Here is a 21,537-nt window from a genome sequence, read left to right on the forward strand (position 1 = left end):
TTCTTCCTCACCACGTGGACGGGTAGGTCTTCGCCTCGGTCGTGGAGGGGGCGACACGGTACTTCTCGAGCACCTGGGACATCAGGGTACGGAACGCCGGAGCGGCGGAGCTGGAGAACTTGTGTCCCGGCCCCGGCTTCGTGAACGTCACCGTGACAACATACTGGGGGTCCTCGGCGGGTGCCATTCCGGCCACCGAGATGATCCGGTCGGAGCCGTAGCCCTTCGCACCGTCCGCGACCTCCGCCGTACCCGTCTTCGCGGCGATGTTGTAGCCGGAGATCGGCTTCATGCCGACGAGCGTGCCGCCGGTGACGACGCTCTGGAGCATGTCGGTCACCTGCTCGGCAGCGCCGGCGGACACGACGCGCTCCGGCTGCACGTCGGGCGCGTCGATCGTCTTGCCGTCGGCCGTCGTGCAGCCCTTGATGAAGTGCGGCGGGATGCGCACGCCGCCGTTCGCGAGGGTCTGGTAGATCCCCGCGACCTGGATGGCCGTCGTCGAGATGCCCTGGCCGAACATGGAGTTGATGTCGGTCTGCTGGTCCCAGTTCGGGCTCGCGCCGTACTGCATGCCGGGCTGACCCGGGTACTCGATCCCCGGCTCCGGCTGGAACAGGCCGAACTTCTTCATGACGTCGTAGCGCTGCTGCGTCGTGAGTCGGGCGCCGAGCTCCGTGATGCCGACGTTCGAGGAGTCCCGGAGGATGCCCGTCAGCGTCAGGTTCTCGGTCGCGTGGTACTCGGAGTCGTGGATGGTGCCGCCCCACGGGAACGTGCGGGAGTACGGCACCGAGATGCCCGTCGTCGGCGTGGCCTTGCCCTGGTCGATGAGCGCCGCCGCGATGGCCGACTTGATCGTCGAACCTGGCTCGTAGGAGTCCGTCAGGGCTCGGGACCCGTACGCACCCTTGTCCGTCGTCGCGTCCACGTCGTTCGGGTCGACCGTCGGGTAGTCCGCGACCGCGAGGATCTCCCCCGTCTTCACCTTCGTGACGGTCGCCGTGGCGGACACGGCGCCGATCTGCTGCGCGGCGTCGGCGATGTCCTGGGACGCCATGTACTGCAGGTCGCTGTCGATGGTGGTCTCGAGGGTGCCACCGTTCGTGGCCTGCTTCTTCGTCACGGTGCTGCCGGGCAGCTGGACGCCGTCCTCGCCACGTTCGTAGGTCTCGGAGCCGTTCGTGCCGGCGAGGCAGCTGTTGTACGCCAGCTCGAGGCCGGCCTGCGCGCCGTCGGTGCCCATGAAGCCGGTCAGGTTGCCGGTCGTGGCACCGGTCGGGTACGTCCGGGCCGACTGCTGCTGCGGGTACAGCCACGGGACGTCGAGCGCACGGACGGCCTCGTACCGCTTCACGTCGAGGCCCTTGACCAGGTAGGCGAAGTCGGACGTCGGGTCGGCGGCGATCGCCTTCTCCATGGCCGCTACCTCACCGCCGGAGGCCTCGGCGATCGCGGTCAGGGCGGCGTCGACGCTGACCTGCTTGACGCGGGTGCCGCCGAGCTTGCCCGTGAAGGACTTGACGAGCCGCGGCGCGGTCGTGATGTTGTAGCGGGTGACGCTGTCGGCCAGCGCGGTGCCGTCGCGGTCGACGATCGACCCGCGCGTGCCGTAGAGGGTCACGGGGATGCTGCGCTTGGCCTTCGACTGCTCGTTGAGCTCGGCTGCCTGCACGACCTGGATGTCGACCAGGCGCACGACGAACACCGCGACGAGCGCGATCACGGCGATGATGACGACGCTGTAGCGGAGTCGGCGGTTGCGGATCGTCTTCGTCACGCTGTGCGGTCCTTCCGGGGTCCTGACCCGCAGGTCACCGGGTGGAGGGTGCCTGGAGCTGGTTCGGGTCGGACTCTACGGACGACTTCGAGGAAGCCCCGTCCGACGCGCTGGCGCCGCTGGTCTTCCCAGTGTCACCCGTCGCAGCGGCGTCCTCCTCGGCCGGCGCAGCGGCTCCGGGTGCAGCAGCTGCAGGAGCGGCAGCGGCCGGCGCAGCAGCCGTGGGGGCGGCAGCGCCGTTCTCCTTGCTCGTCGTCGTGTCGCCCCGCGTCGCCGCGAGGGGCACGCCGTCGAGCAGCGAGTTCGGCACCTGGTTCGCGGTGTTGCCGGTCGCTTCCTCGGGCGTCGCGGGCGTCGGCGTGCCGAAGACCCGGCCCGTCGTCGGGTCGAGGTAGACCGGCGTCGAGTTCGCGATCATCCCGAGTGCCTGGGCGTTGCGAGCGAGGTTCTGCGGCGAGTCGAGCACCCGGAGCTCCTCGGACAGCGACTGCTGCGACCGGCTCAGCGTGGTCTGCTCGGCGGACAGCGAGTTCAGCTCGTAGGCGCCCTGGCTCAGGACCATGCTGATGCCGAGCTGCGCGAGCAGCAGCGTCCCGAGGGCCGTGACGCCGACGACGGCGTACGCGATGCGCGGGCGTGCTCGGCGCTGGGCCTTCGTCGGGGCGACCTCGACGAGCTCCGGCCGGGGGCGGGAGGGCCTGGGCGCGCGCGACGGGGCGACGGTGGGGTCGACGAGTGCGAGGTTCGTGCTCATGTCACTTCCGGATCCGCTCGGCCGCGCGGAGTCGCACGGGCGTTGCTCTGGGGTTGGCGGCGCGTTCGGCCTCGTCGGCCAGTTCCGCGCCCTTGACGACCAGGGAGAAGGTGGGGGCGTGCTCGGGGAGCTCGACGGGCAGGTCGGCGGGGGCACTGGACGTCGTCCGCGCGACCAGCGCACGCTTGACGATGCGGTCCTCGAGCGACTGGTAGGACTCCACGACGATCCGGCCACCGACGGCGATGGCGTCGAGCGCCGCGGGGATCGCCCGCTCGAGCACGCTCAGCTCCGTGTTGACCTCGATGCGGAGCGCCTGGAACACGCGCTTCGCCGGGTGTCCCTGACGCTGGATCGCGACGGGAGTGGCGTCGTGGAGGACCTGGACGAGGTCACCCGACATCGTGAAGGGCGTCTCGGTCCGGCGTTCGACGATGGCCTTGGCGTAGCGGCCGGCGAGCTTCTCCTCGCCGTAGCGCTGGAAGATGCGCCGCAGTTCGCCCTCGTCGTAGTCCGCGAGGACCTCGGCTGCGGTGATGCCCTGCGTCCGGTCCATGCGCATGTCGAGCGGGGCGTCCTGGCTGTAGGCGAACCCGCGCTCGGCCCGGTCGAGCTGCAACGAGGAGACGCCGAGGTCGAACAGCACACCGTCGACGGCGGCGAAGCCCTCGTCCGCGATGGCCGTCCGGATCTCGTCGTACACGGTGTGCACGAGCCGGACACGGTCCCCGAACCGGGCGAGGCGCTCCCCCGCGATGCCGAGGGCGTCGGTGTCGCGGTCGAGGCCGATGAGCGTCAGCTCGGGGAAGCGCTCGAGGAGGCCCTCCGAGTGGCCGCCCATGCCGAGCGTGGCGTCGACGACGACCTTGCCGGGGCCGTCGAGCGTCGGCGTGAAGAGGTCCACGATCCGCTCGAGCATGACGGGGGTGTGTGGGAACCGTTCGGGTGTGCTCATGTGCAGCCCCTCGCGTCCGCTGGGCCACGGGTCCGGATCCCCATCCATACCGACCTGACACCGGGGAAGGTGCATCAGGGCGTACGGCTGGGAGTCCCGATCCGCGGATCAGAAGACGCCCGGGATCACCTCCTCGTCGTTCTCGGCGAAGGCCTCTTCGGCTTCGGCGTAGTAGGCCTCCCACGCGGTGGTCGACCAGATCTCGGCACGGTCACCGCTGCCGATGACCGTGAGGTCCCGCTCGAGCCCCGCGTACTCACGGAGGTTCTGCGGGATCGTCACGCGGTTCTGCTTGTCGGGCTGTTCTGCGCTGGCCCCCGAGAGGAACAGGCGCATGTAGTCCCTGGTGCGCTTCGACGTCATCGGTGCCTGGCGGACGCGTTCGTGGATCTCCTCGAACGTCCTGGCGCTGAAGACGACGACGCAGCGTTCCTGACCGCGGGTCATCACGAGCCCCCCGGAGAGTTCCTCGCGGAACTTGGCGGGGAGGATCACGCGACCCTTCTCGTCGAGCTTGGGGGCATGGGTACCGAGCAACACGTCGGGGCCTCCCCTCAGCTCCACCGGTCAGCGACAGGCTCCACGGTACTCCACTTCCCTCCACTTCAGGGTGAAAGCCCTCCCCGAAACCGGCGCAGACCCCCGTTCTGGGGGCCGGTCTGGAGGCTCGGCGCGGCCCCGACACGTCCCGCACCCCCGGAACGGCGCGGATCGGCGTCGCGGGGTCGACCGGGGAGCGAAGTGGAGGACTTTCGCAGTCCCGGGGCGCGCGGTGGGCGGTGCGGGTCACCTCGCGCGGGGCGGGGGCGGCTCCGGCGTGAGCTGGGGGCGCTTCCGGGCATGAAGAAACGGGGCCGGCCCGTGATGGGCCGACCCCGTGGAGGAGTGTGGAGGGGAACTACTGGTTCGGGTCGTTGCGCTTGTCCCAGCGCTCGTTCATGCGGTCCATGAAGGACCCGCCGGTCGACGAGCCACCGGACGCCGGGCCGCGGCTGCCACCGGACGACGGCGTCCGTGGTGCCCTGCCCGAGGGCTTCGGTGCGCCCATGCCCGGACGAAGTGCGAACAGCACCCCGGCGAGCATGACGACGAAGCCGACGATGCCGATGAGGGGCTGGCGCATGACCAGCCCGAGGATGACGATGGCGACTCCAGCGAGCGCTCCGAGGACACCGATGGTGATCGACGTGTACGTCGGTCGCCCCTGCCGCCGGGTGACGCGCGCCACGAAGTCGGAGTCGTTCTGATAGAGGCTGCGTTCCATCTCTTCGAGAAGTCGCTGCTCTTGCTCCGAAAGTGGCATCCGGATTCCCTCTTTGTCCCTGGGATCGACGCGTGGATTGGGTGGACCGATACTACGACCGGGCCACCCACTAGGCTAGGCACCGTGGCTGAGAGTACGCGATTAGTGGACCTCGTCTCGGCACGGATCGATCGGGCACTGGACGACCAGCGTGATCGACTCGCTGCGATCAGTCCGGACCTGGCTCCGTTCGACGAGTTCGCCCGAGACCTCCTGTCCGGTGGCAAGCGCTTCCGGGCCCTGTTCTGCTACTGGGGGTGGCAGTCCGTGGCAGGGCGTTCCGGGTCGTTCGACCCGCTGGCGGAGGGCTCCCGGCAGACCACGGCCGAGGCGATCGTGACGGTCGCTGCGGCACTCGAGGTCTTCCACGCGGCCGCCCTGGTCCACGACGACATCATGGACCGCTCGGACACCCGTCGCGGGCGTCCGGCTGCCCATCGTCGCTTCGAGTCCCGACACCAGGACTCGGGGTGGGTCGGCGACCGCGGCCTGTACGGCACGAACTCCGCGTTGCTCCTCGGCGACATGCTGCTCTCGCTGAGCGACGCCGTCTTCGACGAGGGCCTGGCGCTGCTCGACCCCGCACGGGCCCGCGTCGTCCGCCAGGAGTTCCACACCATGCGGCTCGACGTCACCGCCGGGCAGTACCTCGACATCCACGAGGAGACGGCGTGGCCGACCGTGGACGAGGCCGAGCACCTGCTCCGTGCCCAGCGCGTGGTCGTGTTCAAGTCGGCGAAGTACTCGGTCGAGGCCCCGCTCGTCATCGGCGCCCTGGTCGCCGGCGCCTCCGCGTCGCAGCTCGAGGGGCTCCGCGCGTTCGGGCTCCCCCTCGGCGTGGCCTACCAGCTCCGCGACGACATGCTCGGTGTCTTCGGCGACCCGGAGGTCACGGGCAAGCCGGCGGGCGACGACCTCCGCGAGGGCAAGCGCACCGTCCTCATCGCCTCGGCGCGCAAGGCGCTGCCCGGTGGGTCCCGCGCACTGCTCGACGAGCTCCTCGGCGACCCGGACCTCGACGAGGCCCAGGTGCAGATGCTCCGGGCCACGCTCACCGAGTCCGGCGCCGTGACCGCGGTCGAGCGCTCGATCGACCGGCACGTGCAGCGCGCCAAGGCAGCGCTCGACGCCGCTCCGCTGACGCCGTCGGCACGCGAGCAGCTCGCGTCGCTGGCCGACACGGTCTGCCGGCGGTCCGCCTAGCCAGCACCGACGACGGGTGGCCCGGTGCCAGCTGGCACCGGGCCTCCCGTCATGGACGGCTAGAGCAGGGACTGCGCGACGCGGCGCACCTCGGCCTTGCGGCCGGCGCGCAGCGCGTTGATCGGCGAGTCACCGATGGTGTCGTCGACGGCGAGCATCCACCGGACCGCCTCGTCGTCGGTGAAGCCGTTGTCGCCGAGCACGACCAGCGTGCCGCGCAGCTCGGGCAGCGGTTCGGCGTCGTCGAGGAACTCGACGGGTACGCGCAGGACACCGCCGACGCGCGCCGCGAGCAGCGTCCGCTGCTCGAAGAGCCGGTGGACGCGGCCGGGGCTGACGCCCAGCAGGTCGACGAGGTCGGGGACCGTCAGCCAGCGTTCGGAAAGGGACATGTCATCCGTGGGTGTGGCACTCACACGCCCATCGTGCCAGAGAGCAGCCCCGGTGCGAACCACTCGTCCGTCACATCGGTCACACACGACGCATCCGACTCTCTGGTTGACTTGCGATTCACGACATGCCAGCGTGGAGCCGCCTGTGAGCGCGCTGCCGCGTCCCCACAGCTCACCCGCCCTGACAGGAGCACCCCGTGGACACCGACGCCGACGACCGCGCACGACGCGCACGTTCCGCCAGATTCGCCACCATGCCCATCGTCCTGGCCGGGACGATCGCCGTCACCGCCGGGCTCACCGGCCCGGTCGCGCACGCCGAGACGCGGCACGACGACGACGGTGCCGCGAACAAGCGCCACGTCGACGAGGACCACAACGTCGGGCACCGCTCGGTCTACAGCCCCGCCGTGGCCCGTGCGGCGAAGCCGACCATCACGACGGTGTCCGCCGTGCGGAAGGCCCCGACCACGTACTCCGTCCAGCAGGGTGACACGGTGTCCGGCATCGCGGCCCGCTACGGCCTGTCGGCGCAGGAGGTCCTCGTGCGCAACGGCCTCGGCTGGAACACGATCATCCACCCCGGACAGACGCTGCACCTGGCTTCGACCCCGGCCGTGGCTGCCCCCGTCCGTGCCGCCGCGCCGAGCGGTGCGGTCTACCACGTCAAGCAGGGCGACACCGTCTCGGGGATCGCGGCCCGCGTGGGCGTGTCGACCTCGGCCATGCTCGGGGCGAACAGCCTGTCGCTCGGCAGCATCATCCAGCCGGGCCAGGCGCTCCGGGTCCCCCGTGCCGCGTCGGTCCCCGCGGCAGCGCCCGTGGCCGCCGCACCCGCAGCGGCTCCGGTCACCGCAGCACCGGCGTCCGCCAAGGCCGGGTCCGTGAAGATCGGTGCCGGTCAGACGATCGCGTCGATCGCGGCCGCACACGGGGTCGCCGTGTCCGCGCTCCTGTCGGCGAACGGGCTCACCTACACGAGCACGATCTACGCGGGCAAGACCCTGGTGCTCCCGACGTCCGGACCGTCGCTCTCCGCCGAACAGCGGGCGAACGCCCAGACGATCGTGAACGTCGGTCGCTCCCTCGGCGTGCCCGACCGCGGCATCGTGATCGCCCTCGCCGCGGCGATGCAGGAGTCGAGCCTGCGCAACCTGCCCCACGGCGACCGTGACTCCGTCGGCCTGTTCCAACAGCGCCCGAGCCAGGGCTGGGGCACCGCGGCACAGTTGCAGGACCCCACGTACGCCACCCGCCTGTTCTTCGGCGGCCGCTCCAACCCGAACAAGGGCACGACCGCCGGGCTGCTCGACGTCCGCGGGTGGGCCTCCAAGAGCGTGGCCGACGCCGCCCAGGCCGTGCAGATCTCCGCCTACCCGAAGGCGTACGCGCAGTGGGAGCAGTCCGCGACCGCCTGGCTGGCGACGCTCTGAGCGCCGTCGCGGTCGGGACGGCACCGGCCTCCCGACCGCGGGCGCGACTCATCCTCCAGGTCGAGATTGCATCACGGCCGGTGCGTCCCCGCCGACGGATCGCGCCCGCCTTCGTAGAATGCCGCCGATGAGCACCAACGCCGCCACGGACCCCATGATCGGTCGCATGATCGATCAGCGGTACCGCGTCCGCTCCCGCATCGCGCGCGGGGGCATGGCGACGGTCTACCTGGCGACGGACGTGCGGCTCGAACGCCGCGTGGCGATCAAGATCATGCACGGCCACCTGGCCGACGACCAGGCCTTCCGGGAGCGCTTCATCCAGGAGGCCCGCTCGGCAGCGCGACTGTCCCACCCGAACCTGGTCGGCGTGTACGACCAGGGTGCCGAGGACGACACCGCCTACATCGTCATGGAGTACATCCCCGGCATCACGCTGCGGGACCTCCTGCAGGAGCACCACGCCCTGACGCCCGAGCAGGCGACCGACATCCTCCGCGCCGTGCTCGCCGGACTGGCGTCGGCGCACCGGGCCGGCATCGTGCACCGTGACCTCAAGCCCGAGAACGTGCTCCTCGCCGACGACGGCCGCATCAAGCTCGGCGACTTCGGCCTGGCCCGCGCCGCGTCGCAGAACACCGCCACGGGGGCGGCGCTGCTCGGGACCATCGCGTACCTGTCCCCCGAGCTCGTCACCCGCGGCGCCGCCGACTCCCGCAGCGACGTCTACGCGGTCGGCATCATGCTGTACGAGATGCTCACCGGCGAACAGCCCTACAAGGGCGAGCAGCCGATGCAGATCGCGTACCAGCACGCCAACGACACCGTCCCGGCCCCGAGCGTGGTCACGCCTGGCGTCCCCTCGGAGCTCGACGACCTGGTCACGTGGGCGACGTCCCGCGACCCCGACGACCGTCCTCGCGACGCCCGCGAGATGCTCGAGCACATCAACGGCAACCAGCAGCGCGCGACCGGGCAGTACCGCACCGCCGTGCTGCGGCCGGAGAACGCCACCGCGATCCTGCCGGCCGGCGCGCCGAACCCCGACCGGGCACGCGACGCGACCGACGCCACCACGGTGCTCGAGCCCCGACGTACCGGCGGAGCCCCGACCACCGACCGCGGACGCAACCAGCCCGGGCCGCGTCGCACCGGGCAGGCCCCCGGCGCGCTCTCCCCCGCCAGCCAGCGCCTCGCCGACAAGGCGGCCAAGCGCCGGAAGCGCGGCTGGATCGCCCTCGTGGTTCTCCTCGTGGTGGTGCTCGCGGCCGCGGGCGTCGGCTGGTGGTTCGGTCCCGGGCCCGGCGGGAACGTCCGGATCCCCCAGGTCGCCGGCAAGTCCGTGTCCCAGGCCCGCCAGATGCTCGAGGCCGAGGGGCTTCGTGCCGCCGACCGCACCGGCGCCCGCTTCGACACCGTCATCGCCAAGGGCCGCGTGTCCGCGACCGCACCGGCAGCGGCACGTGTCGTGCAGAAGGGCACCGCGATCCAGATCCTCGTGTCGAACGGCCCGAAGATGATCGCCCTCCCCGCGATCGTCGGACAGTCGGTCTCCACGGCGCAGGCGGCACTCGACGACGACTTCGACCTGCAGGACCCGCAGTACCAGTTCTCGGCCGACGTGCCGAAGGACACCGTGATCGCGGCGACCGGCCGTGGCACCGGTGGCACCACCATCGACCTGTCCTCCGTGCCCGAGTACGGCGAACGCGGACCCGTCACGCTCACCGTGTCACTCGGCGCCGTCCCCGACGTCGCCGGGAAGACCGTCGCGCAGGCACAGGCAGCGCTCGAGGCCGTCGGGCTCACCCTGGGCACCCAAGACTCCCGCTACAGCGACGACGTCCCCACCGGAGCGGTCCTGTCCTCCAGCGCGCACGACGACCCCGCCGTCAAGGGCACGGCCGTCGACGTCGTCGTGTCGAAGGGCCCGACGCCGATCACGCTGCCGAAGGTCGAGGGTGCGAGCATCAACCAGGCCTCGTCGACGCTCGAGGCCCTGGGTCTCAAGGTCTCCTACCCCGACTGCACGAACGTGCTCTGCAGCTTCTACGACTGGAAGGCCAACCTGCCGGTGAAGGCCACTGACCCGGCCCCCGGCACCACGGTCTACAAGGGCGACACGATCACCCTGTCCTACCCGCAGTAGCCCGCCGAGCCTCGGCCGGGCGGACACTGCGCGCGGCGCGGACCGCGCAGCGTGTCCCGCGAGCCGAGTCTCGGCAGCGGCGCGCGCTGGGCGCGACCACGTGACAGACGGGAGGCCCGGTACCAGCTGGCACCGGGCCTCCCGTCCGCGGGGTGGGCGCTACGGGCGCGCGGGGTACGGGTGCGCGCCGAGCTCCTCGGCCACGAGGAACGCCAGTTCCAGCGACTGCATGTGGTTCAGGCGCGGGTCGCACAGCGACTCGTAGCGGGTCGCGAGGGTGGCCTCGTCGATCTGCTCGGAACCACCGAGGCACTCGGTGACGTCGTCGCCCGTGAGCTCGACGTGCATGCCGCCCGGGTACGTGCCGGCCTCGCGGTGGACCTCGAAGAAGCCGAGGACCTCGTCCACGACGTCGTCGAAGCGACGGGTCTTGTAGCCCGTCGGCGTGGTCAGGCCGTTGCCGTGCATGGGGTCCGTGACCCAGAGGGGGTTGGCCTCCATGTCCTTGATGGCCTGCAGCAGCTTGGGGAGCTCGTCGCGGATCCTCCCCGCGCCCATGCGGGTGATGAACGTCAGGCGGCCCGGCTCGCGGTTCGGGTCGAGCTTGTCGATGAGGGCTTCCATGTCGGACACGCTCGTCGTCGGGCCGAGCTTCACGCCGATCGGGTTGCGGACGCGGGACAGGAAGTCCACGTGGGCGCCGTCGAGGTCGCGGGTGCGCTCCCCGATCCAGATGAAGTGGCCGGAGGTGTCGTAGGCGAGCCCCGAGCGGGAGTCGATCCGGGTCATCGGGCGCTCGTAGTCCATGAGCAGGCCCTCGTGCGAGGCGAAGAACTCGACGTGCTTGAGCTGCTCGAAGTCCGCACCGCAGGCGTCCATGAACCGGATCGCGCGGTCGATCTCCTTCGCGAGGTGCTCGTACCGGGCGTTCGCGGGGTTGGACGCGAAGCCCTTGTTCCACGAGTGCACCTGGCGCAGGTCGGCGAATCCGCCCTGGGTGAAGGCTCGGACCAGGTTCAGCGTCGACGCGGCCGTGTGGTAGCCCTGCACCAGGCGGCGCGGGTCGGCCTGGCGGCTCTCCGGGGTGAAGTCGTAGCCGTTGACGATGTCACCGCGGTACGCCGGCAGGGTGACGTCACCGCGGGTCTCGAGGTCGCTCGAGCGGGGCTTGGCGAACTGCCCGGCCATGCGGCCCATCTTGATGACGGGCATCGAGGCGCCGTACGTCAGCACGACGGCCATCTGCAGGATCGTCTTGACGCGGTCGCGGATCGAGTCGGCGGTGGCGCCGGCGAAGGTCTCGGCGCAGTCTCCACCCTGCAGCAGGAAGGCCTTGCCCTGCGCGGCGGCGGCGAGGCGGTCGCGGAGCTGGTCGACCTCCCCCGCGAAGACGAGGGGCGGCAGCGTCGCGATCTCGGCCGAGGCGGCCTCGGCTGCGGCCTGGTCGGGCCAGGTGGGCTGCTGCTTGATGGGGAGGGTGCGCCAATGGTCGAGGCCCTCGATGACGTCCGGATCCTGCAGGGCGACGAAGTCGGGCGACTCGGACAAGGCGGTACCTCTGAGTTCTCGTGGGTGGCGCTCCCGACGGTGCTGCCGGGACCGTCTGAGCCTACCGTCCGGCCGCGCCCCGTCGCTCGCGCTTGGCGGTAGCCCCCACGACCTGTGCGCGGGCGGAGCTCGCACGCTCCTTGACGCTCGTCGCGTAGACGTCCTCGTACTCCTGGCGGCTCAGCCCGGCGAGCTCGTGCATGACCTCGTCGGTGACGCTGCGGAGGATGAAGCGGTCGGTCTCGAAGCCCTGGAAGCGGGAGAAGTCGAGCGGCTTGCCGAACACGACGCCCACGCGCTTGAACTTGGGGAAGCGCTGGCCGATCTGCTGGACCTCTCGGGTGCCGACCATCGCGACGGGGATGACGAGCACGCGGCCCTCGAGGATCATCCGCGCGATGCCGGTGCGGCCGCGGTACAGCTTGCCGTCGGGGCTGCGGGTGCCCTCGGGGTAGATGCCGAGCTGCTCACCGCGTGCCAGCACCTGCAGGCCCGTGCGGAGCGAGGCCTCGGAGGCCTTGCCACCCGACCGGTCGATCGGCAGCTGGCCGATGGCGTTGAAGAAGGTCTTCGTCGCCCAGCCCTTGAGCCCGCGGCCCGTGAAGTAGTCGCTCTTCGCCAGGAAGGACATCCGCCGGTCGAGCACCGCGGGCAGGATCACCGAGTCGATGAACGAGACGTGGTTCGAGGCGAAGATGACCGGTCCCGACGCCGGCACGTGCTCGCGCCCGACGACCCACGGCCGGAACAGCGTCAGGATGAGCGGGCCGAGCAGGAAGTTCTTGAGCAACCAGTAGAGCATCATCGACTCCGGTTCGGGGACGGCGGACGGTGGTGCTAGGCGGTGCGGGCGTGGATGCGCGCGAGGTCAGCGGCACCGACCACGCCGGCGTCGTTGACGAGTTCGGCGATCACGAACTCGGGCTCCGGGTGGTAGCCGCGGGCCGGGAGGTTGTTGAGGTAGGCCTGGCGGATCGGCTCGAGCAGGCGCTCCCCCGCGCTCGCGACGCCACCGCCGAAGACGAACAGCTGCGGGTCGAGCACGGCGGAGAGCGAGGCGCAGGCTTCCCCGAGGTGGCGACCGAGGCGACGCAGCGCCGCGAGGGCCCCGGGATCGTCAGCCAGGATGAGCTCGCCCACGACGGCGCCGTCGAGGTGGCCGCCGTTGTCGTCGCGGGCCTGGGCCAGCGCGACGCCGATGCCGCCGGCGTCGGCGACGTCGTTCGCCATGCGCTGCAGGGCGCGGCCGGAGCCGTACTGCTCGATGCAGCCGCGGGCACCGCACCCGCACGGCAGGCCGTTCGGGACGATGCGCAGGTGGCCGATCTCGCCGCCGGTGCCGAAGCCACCGCGGAAGAGCCGGTCCTCGGTCACGATGGCGCCGCCGACGCCAGTGCCGATGGTGAGCATGGTCATGTCGGAGACGAGCCGACCGGCGCCGAAGCGGAACTCGGCCCACCCGGCGGCGTTGGCGTCGTTGTCGACGGTGATGTGCAGGTCGCCGAGCCGCTGCTGCAGCTTCTGCCGCAGGGGCTCGTTCCGCCAGCGGATGTTCGGCGTGTAGTAGACGATCGACTGCGACGCGTCGATGAAGCCCGGCGCGGCGACGCCGACGGCTCCGACCTGGTGCTGCGCACTCAGGCGCTGGACCATCGTGACGACGTCGTCCAGCATTGCGTCCGGGTCCGCAGCGTTCGTGGCCACACGGTCCTCGGCGATGATCTCGCCCAGCTCCGTGACGACCGCTCCCGCGATCTTGGTGCCCCCGATGTCGATTCCGATGGCCTGCACGAGGGACGAGCCTACCGGTTCGGTGCGTACTCATCGAACGCGCGATGTCCGCCCCTATGCTGGGACGAGAGGCGTCAACGTGAGACGCACTCGCCATCGAACCGGTCGACAAAGGAGTTGCCGTGAACGATCAGCGACCCGTAGAGGGGTCTCCGACACAGGACCACGCGTCCGTTCCCATCGCGCCGGACCACGGTTCCGCGGCACGACTGCTCGCGGACCGGGCCCGTCTCACCCCGGACCGGCCGATCCTGGCCGAGCGCCACGGGGACACCTGGACCACCATCAGCGCCGACGACGTCCTGCGCCGGGTCCGTGGGATCGCCAAGGGGTTCGTCGCCGCCGGCCTCGAGCCCGGCGCCCACGTGGCGATCCTCTGCAGGACCCGGCTGGAGTGGACGCTCGTCGACTTCGCGATCTGGACCGCCGGGCTGGTGTCCGTGCCGGTGTACGAGACGAGCTCCCCCGACCAGGTGCGCCACATCCTCGGTGACTCGGAGTCCGTGGCGATCGTCGTCGAGCAGGAGGAGCACGCCAGGCGGGTCGCCGGCATCGCCCCCGACCTGCCGCACCTCGGTCAGCACTGGACCATCGACGGCGGCGGGCTCGACGACCTGACACGACTCGGCGAGGACGTCACCGACGACGACCTCGACGCCAGGACCGCGACCGTACACGGCCACGACGACGCCACGATCATCTACACGTCGGGCACGACCGGCCGCCCGAAGGGCTGCGTGCTCCGGCACGACAACTTCACCGCGACGGTGGAGGGCTCGACCGAGGCCATGTCCGAGATCGTCGCGGGCGACGCCTCGACGTTGCTCTTCATCCCGCTCGCCCACGTCTTCGCACGCTTCATCGCCGTGATGAGCATCTCCGCGGGCACGCTCGTCGGGCACGAACCCGACACGAAGGACCTGATGCGGGCGGTGTCGACGTTCCAGCCGACCTTCCTGCTCGCCGTGCCCCGCGTCTTCGAGAAGATCTACAACTCGGCCGAGCAGAAGGCCGACCTCGCCGGGCGCGGCCGGGTGTTCCGTGCCGCAGCCGCCACCGCGGTCGCGCACTCGGAGGCCGTGGCCGCCGGTCGGGTCCCGCTCGGCCTGGCACTGCGGTTCCGGCTGTTCGACCGGCTCGTGTACGCCAAGCTCCGGAACGCCATCGGCGGTCGGGTCCGCCACGCGATCAGCGGGTCGGCCCCGCTCTCCCCCCGGCTGTCGCACTTCTTCCGCTCCATCGGCGTCCTGATCCTCGAGGGCTACGGCCTCACCGAGACCACCGCCCCCGCGACCGTGAACCGCGCCGACGAGCTCCGCATCGGCTCCGTCGGACGTGCGCTCCCCGGCGTGGAGATCCGCATCGCCGACGACCAGGAGATCCTGATCCGCGGCGTGGACGTCTTCGACCGGTACTGGCAGAACCCCGAAGCCACGGAGCGGGCCTTCGTCGACGGGTGGTTCCGCACCGGCGACCTCGGCCACCTGGACGGCGATGGCGTGCTCACGGTGACGGGCCGGGCGAAGGAGCTCATCGTCACGGCCAGCGGCAAGAACGTCGCGCCGGCGCCGCTCGAGGACGGCATCCGCGAGCACCCCCTGGTGGGGCAGGTCGTGGTGGTCGGCGAGGGCAAGCCCTTCATCGCGGCCCTCGTCACGCTCGACCGCGACATGCTCCCCGGCTGGTGCGCGTCCCGTGGCATCACCCCGGCGCTCTCCGCCCACCAGGCCGCCCACGACGAGCGCGTGCTCCAGGCCGTCCAGGAGGCCGTCGACGCCGCGAACGGACGGGTCTCGCGTGCCGAGTCGGTGCGGTCGTTCACGATCATCGACACGGAGCTGACCGAGGCGTCCGGGCACCTGACGCCGAAGCTCACGATCAAGCGGTCGGTGGTGCTCCGGGACTTCGCCGCGGACGTCGAGTACATCTACTCGGGGTCGAAGGTGCAGACCACGGCGACACCGGTGATCGAGAGCCGCCGACGGCGCTGAGCCCGACCTCGACCTGCGTGCGGGGCCGTCGGCTCCCCGACGGGAACGACAGGGTCGACGTCGGACGACAGCGAAGTCGTCGTTCCGGGTCCGCGACGGCCCCGGACGACGACGAATCGGACGCAACGGCGGGAGGCGGACGCACGGGAGGCCCGGTGCCGGTCCATGGGACCGGCTCCGGGCCTCCGTCACAGTGCGGTGGTGCAGTCCTGCGGTGGTGCAGTCGTGCGGTGGTGCCGTCGTGCTGGGTCGTTCTCTGTCGTGTCGGGCGCCTGATGACCGGTCGGGTGCGGTCTGCCGAGCGACGTCACCGTCGACGTCGATCGCCTGCCGCTCCCCATCCGTCAGACGGAGGCGGGTTCCTGACCCTGTTCGGGCTCGAGGACGGCCGTCGCGGCCGTCGTCGCCGGGACAGGCTCTGGGCGTCGGTTGGTGCGGGTGCGGTGCGAGCTGAGCTCGTCGGTGTGGAGTGTCATCGTGCGTCCTGGAGGTGGGAAACCATGTCGGCGGGAGGACCGACCGGGACACGGTACCGCTTCGTCGGGACATGACGACAATCCCGCGTTGGGGTGTCACCCGTCAGGGCGTCAGATGTCCCTCGCGGACGGCTGGTATCCCTCGGAGGGACACGTCAGCCGCCCGCGCGGGCATCGACTCGGGCGTGGGTCAGCGCCGCATCGTGATCGTCGAGCTGGCCAGCCCGACGGCACTGGCGACACCCGGGTGGGTGATCGTCACCTTCACGCGGTACTTCGACGCCGGCAGCTTCGCGATGGAGAACGGCACGGAGTTCGTCCCCTGCTTCACAGCGATCTTGTCGGCGATCGGCCGCCACGTGTTGGAGTCGTCCCCGGCGACGAACACCGTCGCCGTGGCGCCCGGGACCCAGGCGGCGTCGTGGAACTGGATCGTCGTCGAGCCGACGGCGGTCGGGTCGGCCCGGAGGTGCAGGGACCGCAGGTGCCAGGTCAGAGCGCCCGGGTCCTCGTTCGGGTCGAAGCGCAGCGCGGACACCGTCCGCCCGGACCAGCCGAGCTTCGGGTCGAGGGCGTCCTCGTCGAGGTCGTTCTGCGCGTTGAGGTCGATCCGGATCTCCCGCGCGTTGCCGTGCGAGTAGGTCAGGACGTCGTTGCCGATCTGCGGGACGGTCGACGACGGGTCCCACCAGATGAGCCGCGCCATCTTGCCGCCCCCGGCGGTCGACTTCAGCGAGTAGGAGCCGTCGTACGTGTACTCGATCGAGAGGTTGTGGTAGGTGCTGGCCGAGAACCGCGAGACCGGGAGCGAGAGCTGCGAGTCGCCGGGGTACATGCCCGAGTTGCGCGCCGTCATCCCGGCGTTGTTGTACCCGAGGATCGTCGCGTACTTGATGCCGATGCCCTGCGCGGCTTCCGGGCTGGTGAACACCCACGGCTTGCCACGCTGTCGGGTCGCGAGGTCGACGCCCTGCGACGGGTTCGGCGAGTCCACGACCGGACGAGGCCGCGGGGCGACGGTGATGCCGCCGTAGGTCCCCGGCGGGTAGGCCGCACGCGAGCCACCGGCTCCGTGCAGGCGGACCCAGTCGATGCTCGCCGTCCCGGTCTTGCCGGCCGGCAGGACCACGGGGTCGACGCGGAGCGCGACGATGGTCCCGCTGAAGGGCCGCTTCCCCTGGAGCTCGGAGCTCTTCGACAGCGCCAGGTCGTACACGTGGCTGCCAGCGGTCACCGGGAAGGTGATGCCGCCACCGCAGGCCGAGGTCTTCTCACGGCAGGTCCACCAGTACACGGCGCCGATCTGCCGCGTGAAGGGCTGGTCCATGCTGAACGACAGGCTCGTGTACTTCGAGGCGTTGATCGGCTTCGTGGCGCCGTCGCGCCCGTACGGCAGGCTGCCGCTGACGGTCTGCACGAGTGACACCTGGTCACCGGAGCGCAGGGCGACCTTGAGCTTGCCGGCGCTCACCGACGTGGGCGTGCCGACCTCGTCGGTGTTCTGGTCCTCGGCGTTGGAGTAGTCCCACGGGTCGCCGTAGACCTCGGACGCGAAGTCCGGGGCCTCGACCTGCTGCGACGTGGCTGCCTCTGCTGGCCGTGCGTCCGGCACCACGCTGATCGTGGTGCCGACGAGCGCGACGAACGCCGCCGCGACCGCGATGGAGGTGGCGCGTCGGCGCGCCACGTGAGTCTTCTGCATGCTGTGTCCCCTGCCCCTGGTCCGCCCGGAAGTGACCCGGACGCGGCAACCGTACACAGCGCCGCCGACATCGGCAGGCCCGCGTCCGGGGGCTGCCGACGGGAGCGACGGGTTGCTAGTGGAACCAGTCCTGCGCGCGGACGTCGCGGAGGGCCTGGCGGCGGGTCTCCGGCTCGAGGGTCATCACGTACACGGTGCCGTCGAGGTGGTCGGTCTCGTGCTGGAGCGCCTCGGCCATCAGCCCGGTGCCCTCGACCTCGACCGGGTCGCCGTCGACGTCGACCCCGCGCACCTTGGCATAGGGGTACCGCTTCGTCGGGTAGGCGAGCCCGGGGACGGACAGGCACCCCTCGTCCATGAACTCGGGTTCTCCCGAGACCTCGACGAGCTCCGGGTTGAGGACGTAGCCGACCTCGCCGTCGACGTTGTAGGAGAACGCGCGCAGACCGACGCCGATCTGGGGCGCCGCCACGCCAGCGCGGCCGGGCTCCTTGACGGTGTCGATGAGGTCCTGCACGAGCTCGCGGACACCGTCGGCGCCGATGCGCACCGGGTCCGAGGGCGAACGGAGGACGGGGTCGCCGAACAGGCGGATGGGTCGGACGGTCACGTTACTGCAGCACCACCAGGAGGTCGCCGGCGTCCACCTGCTGGGTCACCGGTATCGCGAGTCGGCCGACGGTGCCCGCCACGGGCGCCGTGATGGCCGCTTCCATCTTCATCGCCTCGATGCTCGCGACGGCCTGGCCGACCGTCACGACGTCACCGACGGCGACCTTGAGCGTCACGACGCCGGAGAACGGCGCCGCGACCTGGTGCGGGTCGGTCCGGTCCGCCTTCTCGGCGGCCTTCGTCTCGACCTGGACCGAACGGTCGCGGACGTACACCGGACGGAGCTGCCCGTTCAGCGTCGCCATGACCGTGCGGATCCCCCGCTCGTCGGCCTCGCCGATGGCCTCGAGCCCGACGTGCAGGTCCACGCCCCTGCCGAGCGACACGACGTGCTCCTCGCCGGGACGCAGCCCGTAGAGGTAGTCGACCGTGGACACGACGGAGAGGTCGCCGTACTCGTCGCGCACCTGCTGGAACTGCCGCGTGGGCTGCTCGAACAGCAGGCGGTTGAGGGCACTGCGGCGCTCGGGCCCGGGGGTGTCCAGGTGGACGCGCTCGTGCTCGGGCACCGGGGTGACCTCGAGCGAGACCGTCCGGCCGGCCAGCACCTTCGTGCGGAACGGCTCGGGCCACCCGCCCGGCAGCTCGCCGAGCTCCCCGGCCATGAAGCCGATGACGGAGTCCGGGATGTCGTACTTGTGCGGGTTCTGCTCGAAGTCCACCGGGTCGGCGTCCACCGCGGCGAGCTGCAGCGCGAGGTCACCGACGACCTTCGAGGACGGCGTCACCTTGGTCGGGCGTCCGAGGATCCGGTTGGCCTCGGCGTACCAGTCCTCGACCTGCTCGAACCGGTCGCCCAGGCCGAGGGAGATGGCCTGCTGGCGGAGGTTCGAGAGCTGCCCGCCGGGGATCTCGTGCTTGTAGACGCGGCCGGTGGGCCCGGCGAGCCCGGACTCGAAGGGCGCGTACGCCCGCCGGACGGCTTCCCAGTACGGCTCGAGGTCCCCGACGGCGTCGAGCGAGATGCCCGTGTCGCGCTCGGTGTGCGCCAGGGCCGCGACGAGCGCCGACATGCTCGGCTGGCTCGTCGTGCCGGCCATCGGCGCTGCTGCGACGTCCACGGCGTCCGCACCGGCGCGGGCGGCGGCGAGGAGCGTCGCGAGCTGTCCGCCGGCGGTGTCGTGGGTGTGCACGTGGACGGGCTGGTCGAAGCGCTCGCGCAGCGCGCCGACGAGCTTCTCCGCCGCGCTCGCGCGGAGGAGCCCCGCCATGTCCTTGATGCCGATGACGTGCGCACCGGCCTCGACCATCTGCTCGGCGAGCCGCAGGTAGTAGTCGAGGGTGTAGAGGTCCTCCGCCGGGTCCAGCAGGTCGCCGGAGTAGCAGAGCGCTGCCTCGGCGACGGCCGTGTCGGTGGCGAGCACGGCCTCCAGGGCGGGTCGGAGGGCGCGCACGTCGTTCAGCGCGTCGAAGACCCGGAAGACGTCGACGCCGGTCGCGGCGGCCTCGGCGACGAACGCGTCGGTGACCTCGGTCGGGTACGGGGTGTAGCCGACCGTGTTGCGTCCGCGGAGCAGCATCTGGATCGGGATGTTCGGCATCGCCTCGCGCAGCGACGCCAGGCGCTCCCACGGGTCCTCGCCCAGGAACCGGAGCGCGACGTCGTAGGTCGCGCCGCCCCAGGCCTCGGCGCTCAGCAGCTGCGGCGTGAGCCGCGCGACGTACGGCGCGACCGCGACCAGGTCCTTGCTGCGGACACGCGTGGCGAGGAGGGACTGGTGCGCGTCGCGCATGGTGGTCTCGGTGACGGCCAGCTCGGTCTGCGCGCGGAGCGCCTTCGCCCACTCGGTCGGACCGAGGAGTCGCAGCCGATCGCGCTGCCCCTCGGGGACCGGCGCCGACAGGTCGACGCCCGTCGGGAGCTTCGTCGCGGGGTCCACCACGTGCGCGGCGGGCGAGCCGTTCGGCCGGTTCACGGTGACGTCCGCCAGCCAGTTCAGGACCTTCGTGCCGCGGTCCTTCGACACGTGGCCACCGAGCAGCTGCGGACGCTCGCCGATGAACGCGGTGGAGACGTCGCCGCGGGCGAAGTCGGGGTCCTCGAGCACGGCCTGCAGGAACGGGATGTTCGTGCTGACGCCGCGGATGCGGAACTCCGCCAGGGCCCGACGCGCGCGGGCGACGGCGCTCGGGAAGTCCCGGCCACGGCACGTCATCTTCGCGAGCATCGAGTCGAAGTGCGGGCTGATCTGTGCGCCGGTGGCGACCGTGCCGCCGTCGAGGCGGACGCCGGCGCCGCCCGGGCTGCGGTACGTGGTGATGCGGCCCGTGTCGGGTCGGAAGCCCTGGGTCGGGTCCTCGGTCGTGATGCGGGTCTGCAGGGCGGCGCCGTGGACGACGACGGTGTCCTGGGACAGGCCGAGGTCGGCGAGGGTCTCCCCCGCCGCGATCCGCATCTGCGACTGCACGAGGTCGACGTCCGTGACCTCTTCGGTCACGGTGTGCTCGACCTGGATGCGGGGGTTCATCTCGATGAAGACGTGCTGGCCCGCGCGCTCGCCCACGGTGTCGAGCAGGAACTCGACGGTGCCGGCGTTCACGTAGCCGATGGACCGGGCGAAGGCCACGGCGTCGCGGTGCAGCGCGGCCGCCACCGCGGGGTCGAGGTTCGGCGCCGGCGCGATCTCGACGACCTTCTGGTTGCGGCGCTGCACGGAGCAGTCCCGCTCGAACAGGTGGATCGTGCCGGCGTCCGTGCCGGTGGCGTCCGCGAGGATCTGGACCTCGATGTGCCGGGGCCGGAGCACGGCCTGCTCGAGGAACATCGTGGGGTCGCCGAACGCGCTGTCGGCCTCGCGCATCGCCTCTTCGAGCGCCGGACGCAGCTCCTCCGGCGTCTCGACGCGCCGCATGCCTCGACCGCCACCACCGGCGACGGCCTTGGCGAAGACCGGGAACCCGACGGCCGCGGCCTCGGCGACGAGCTCGTCGACGTCCCGGCTGGCCGGCGTGCTGGCGAGCACGGGGACGCCAGCCGCGATCGCGTGCTCCTTCGCCGTGACCTTGTTGCCCGCCATCTCGAGCACGTGCTGCCCGGGGCCGATGAACGTGATGCCGGCAGCTGCGGCAGCCGCGGCCAGGTCGGGGTTCTCGCTGAGGAAGCCGTACCCGGGGTAGATCGCGTCGGCGCCGGACTCGCGGGCGACCCGCACGATCTCGGCGACGTCGAGGTAGGCCCGGACCGGGTGGCCCCGCTCCCCGATGAGGTAGGCCTCGTCGGCCTTGAGGCGGTGCAACGAGTTGCGGTCCTCGTACGGGTAGACAGCGACTGTGCGGGCACCGAGTTCGTACGCCGCGCGGAAGGCACGGATCGCGATCTCGCCACGGTTGGCGACCAGGATCTTGCGGAACACGCGGGCCCTTTCAGCACTGGGTCAGGTGCGACCAC

Annotated in this window: 17 protein-coding genes; 4 read left to right on the plus strand and 13 right to left on the minus strand. The window is 71.3% G+C overall.

Annotated elements, in window-relative coordinates; translation table 11 throughout:
• Positions 1-7: 7 nt before the first annotated feature.
• From ITJ68_RS15635 to ITJ68_RS15655, 5 genes are all read right to left on the minus strand, one after another.
• Positions 8-1,780: a peptidoglycan D,D-transpeptidase FtsI family protein gene (locus tag ITJ68_RS15635; protein WP_194662549.1), complete on the minus strand. Its 1,773-nt coding sequence runs from the start codon at positions 1,778-1,780 to the stop codon at positions 8-10.
• 34 nt (positions 1,781-1,814) lie between these two features.
• On the minus strand, positions 1,815-2,534 hold the full coding sequence (locus tag ITJ68_RS15640; protein WP_194662551.1) for a hypothetical protein: 720 nt from the start codon (positions 2,532-2,534) through the stop codon (positions 1,815-1,817).
• Between the two features lies 1 nt (position 2,535).
• The gene (gene rsmH, locus ITJ68_RS15645; RefSeq protein WP_194662553.1) at positions 2,536-3,489 is read right to left on the minus strand and encodes a 16S rRNA (cytosine(1402)-N(4))-methyltransferase RsmH; all 954 of its coding nucleotides are present in this window, start codon (positions 3,487-3,489) and stop codon (positions 2,536-2,538) included.
• A gap of 108 nt (positions 3,490-3,597) precedes the next feature.
• A complete protein-coding gene (gene mraZ / locus ITJ68_RS15650) occupies positions 3,598-4,029 on the minus strand; it encodes a division/cell wall cluster transcriptional repressor MraZ (protein WP_194662556.1) in 432 nt (143 codons plus the stop codon).
• A 358-nt stretch (positions 4,030-4,387) separates the two neighbouring features.
• Complete coding sequence (locus tag ITJ68_RS15655) at positions 4,388-4,792, minus strand: DUF3040 domain-containing protein (protein WP_194662558.1); 405 nt, start codon at positions 4,790-4,792, stop codon at positions 4,388-4,390.
• An 84-nt stretch (positions 4,793-4,876) separates the two neighbouring features.
• On the opposite strand from ITJ68_RS15655, the gene ITJ68_RS15660 reads away from it, so the two are divergent.
• The gene (locus tag ITJ68_RS15660) at positions 4,877-5,995 is read left to right on the plus strand and encodes a polyprenyl synthetase family protein (protein WP_194662560.1); all 1,119 of its coding nucleotides are present in this window, start codon (positions 4,877-4,879) and stop codon (positions 5,993-5,995) included.
• 59 nt (positions 5,996-6,054) lie between these two features.
• Here ITJ68_RS15660 and ITJ68_RS15665 read toward each other — a convergent pair whose 3' ends face one another.
• Entirely contained in the window at positions 6,055-6,387 is a 333-nt protein-coding gene (locus ITJ68_RS15665) for an Rv2175c family DNA-binding protein (protein WP_194662562.1), read from the minus strand.
• A 254-nt stretch (positions 6,388-6,641) separates the two neighbouring features.
• Between ITJ68_RS15665 and ITJ68_RS15670 the strand changes: the two genes are divergently transcribed.
• Positions 6,642-7,820 carry a LysM peptidoglycan-binding domain-containing protein gene (locus ITJ68_RS15670; protein WP_194662564.1) on the plus strand — a complete coding sequence of 393 codons (1,179 nt, stop codon included), beginning with the start codon at positions 6,642-6,644 and terminating at the stop codon, positions 7,818-7,820.
• 127 nt (positions 7,821-7,947) lie between these two features.
• Positions 7,948-9,969: a Stk1 family PASTA domain-containing Ser/Thr kinase gene (gene pknB, locus ITJ68_RS15675; protein WP_194662567.1), complete on the plus strand. Its 2,022-nt coding sequence runs from the start codon at positions 7,948-7,950 to the stop codon at positions 9,967-9,969.
• 159 nt (positions 9,970-10,128) lie between these two features.
• Here the strand turns inward: pknB and ITJ68_RS15680 are convergent, their stop codons facing one another.
• The 3 genes from ITJ68_RS15680 to ITJ68_RS15690 form a co-directional block, all read right to left on the minus strand.
• Positions 10,129-11,517, minus strand: coding sequence for a class II 3-deoxy-7-phosphoheptulonate synthase (locus tag ITJ68_RS15680; RefSeq protein ID WP_194662569.1), 1,389 nt, complete (start codon positions 11,515-11,517; stop codon positions 10,129-10,131).
• 61 nt (positions 11,518-11,578) lie between these two features.
• The gene (locus ITJ68_RS15685; RefSeq protein ID WP_194662571.1) at positions 11,579-12,319 is read right to left on the minus strand and encodes a lysophospholipid acyltransferase family protein; all 741 of its coding nucleotides are present in this window, start codon (positions 12,317-12,319) and stop codon (positions 11,579-11,581) included.
• A gap of 35 nt (positions 12,320-12,354) precedes the next feature.
• On the minus strand, positions 12,355-13,308 hold the full coding sequence (locus tag ITJ68_RS15690; RefSeq protein WP_194626046.1) for an ROK family protein: 954 nt from the start codon (positions 13,306-13,308) through the stop codon (positions 12,355-12,357).
• 122 nt (positions 13,309-13,430) lie between these two features.
• Here ITJ68_RS15690 and ITJ68_RS15695 point away from each other — a divergent pair, with 122 nt between their 5' ends.
• A complete protein-coding gene (locus ITJ68_RS15695) occupies positions 13,431-15,299 on the plus strand; it encodes an AMP-dependent synthetase/ligase (RefSeq protein WP_194662573.1) in 1,869 nt (622 codons plus the stop codon).
• A gap of 344 nt (positions 15,300-15,643) precedes the next feature.
• On the opposite strand, the gene ITJ68_RS19375 is transcribed toward ITJ68_RS15695, so the two are convergent.
• From ITJ68_RS19375 to ITJ68_RS15710, 4 genes are all read right to left on the minus strand, one after another.
• Positions 15,644-15,775 (minus strand): hypothetical protein, encoded by a 132-nt coding sequence (locus ITJ68_RS19375; protein WP_267238486.1) that lies wholly within the window; start codon positions 15,773-15,775, stop codon positions 15,644-15,646.
• Between the two features lie 190 nt (positions 15,776-15,965).
• The gene (locus ITJ68_RS15700) at positions 15,966-17,477 is read right to left on the minus strand and encodes a hypothetical protein (protein ID WP_194662574.1); all 1,512 of its coding nucleotides are present in this window, start codon (positions 17,475-17,477) and stop codon (positions 15,966-15,968) included.
• A 115-nt stretch (positions 17,478-17,592) separates the two neighbouring features.
• Positions 17,593-18,087, minus strand: coding sequence for a peptide deformylase (def, locus tag ITJ68_RS15705; protein WP_194662575.1), 495 nt, complete (start codon positions 18,085-18,087; stop codon positions 17,593-17,595).
• Position 18,088: 1 nt separating this feature from the next.
• A complete protein-coding gene (locus ITJ68_RS15710; RefSeq protein ID WP_194662576.1) occupies positions 18,089-21,502 on the minus strand; it encodes a pyruvate carboxylase in 3,414 nt (1,137 codons plus the stop codon).
• Positions 21,503-21,537 lie beyond the last annotated feature (35 nt).

It is taken from the genome of Curtobacterium sp. VKM Ac-1395, from assembly GCF_015350975.1.
Classification (GTDB): Bacteria; Actinomycetota; Actinomycetes; order Actinomycetales; family Microbacteriaceae; genus Curtobacterium.

Excerpts from the sequence above, each read along its gene's own strand:
- ITJ68_RS15640 (WP_194662551.1), bottom strand. The coding sequence starts at position 2,534 with ATGAGCACGAACCTCGCACTCGTCGACCCCACCGTCGCCCCGTCGCGC.
- rsmH (WP_194662553.1), bottom strand. The coding sequence starts at position 3,489 with ATGAGCACACCCGAACGGTTCCCACACACCCCCGTCATGCTCGAGCGG.
- ITJ68_RS15655 (WP_194662558.1), bottom strand. The coding sequence starts at position 4,792 with ATGCCACTTTCGGAGCAAGAGCAGCGACTTCTCGAAGAGATGGAACGC.
- ITJ68_RS15665 (WP_194662562.1), bottom strand. The coding sequence starts at position 6,387 with ATGTCCCTTTCCGAACGCTGGCTGACGGTCCCCGACCTCGTCGACCTG.
- ITJ68_RS15670 (WP_194662564.1), top strand. The coding sequence starts at position 6,642 with ATGCCCATCGTCCTGGCCGGGACGATCGCCGTCACCGCCGGGCTCACC.
- pknB (WP_194662567.1), top strand. The coding sequence starts at position 7,948 with ATGAGCACCAACGCCGCCACGGACCCCATGATCGGTCGCATGATCGAT.
- ITJ68_RS15685 (WP_194662571.1), bottom strand. The coding sequence starts at position 12,319 with ATGCTCTACTGGTTGCTCAAGAACTTCCTGCTCGGCCCGCTCATCCTG.
- ITJ68_RS19375 (WP_267238486.1), bottom strand. The coding sequence starts at position 15,775 with ATGACACTCCACACCGACGAGCTCAGCTCGCACCGCACCCGCACCAAC.
- ITJ68_RS15700 (WP_194662574.1), bottom strand. The coding sequence starts at position 17,477 with ATGCAGAAGACTCACGTGGCGCGCCGACGCGCCACCTCCATCGCGGTC.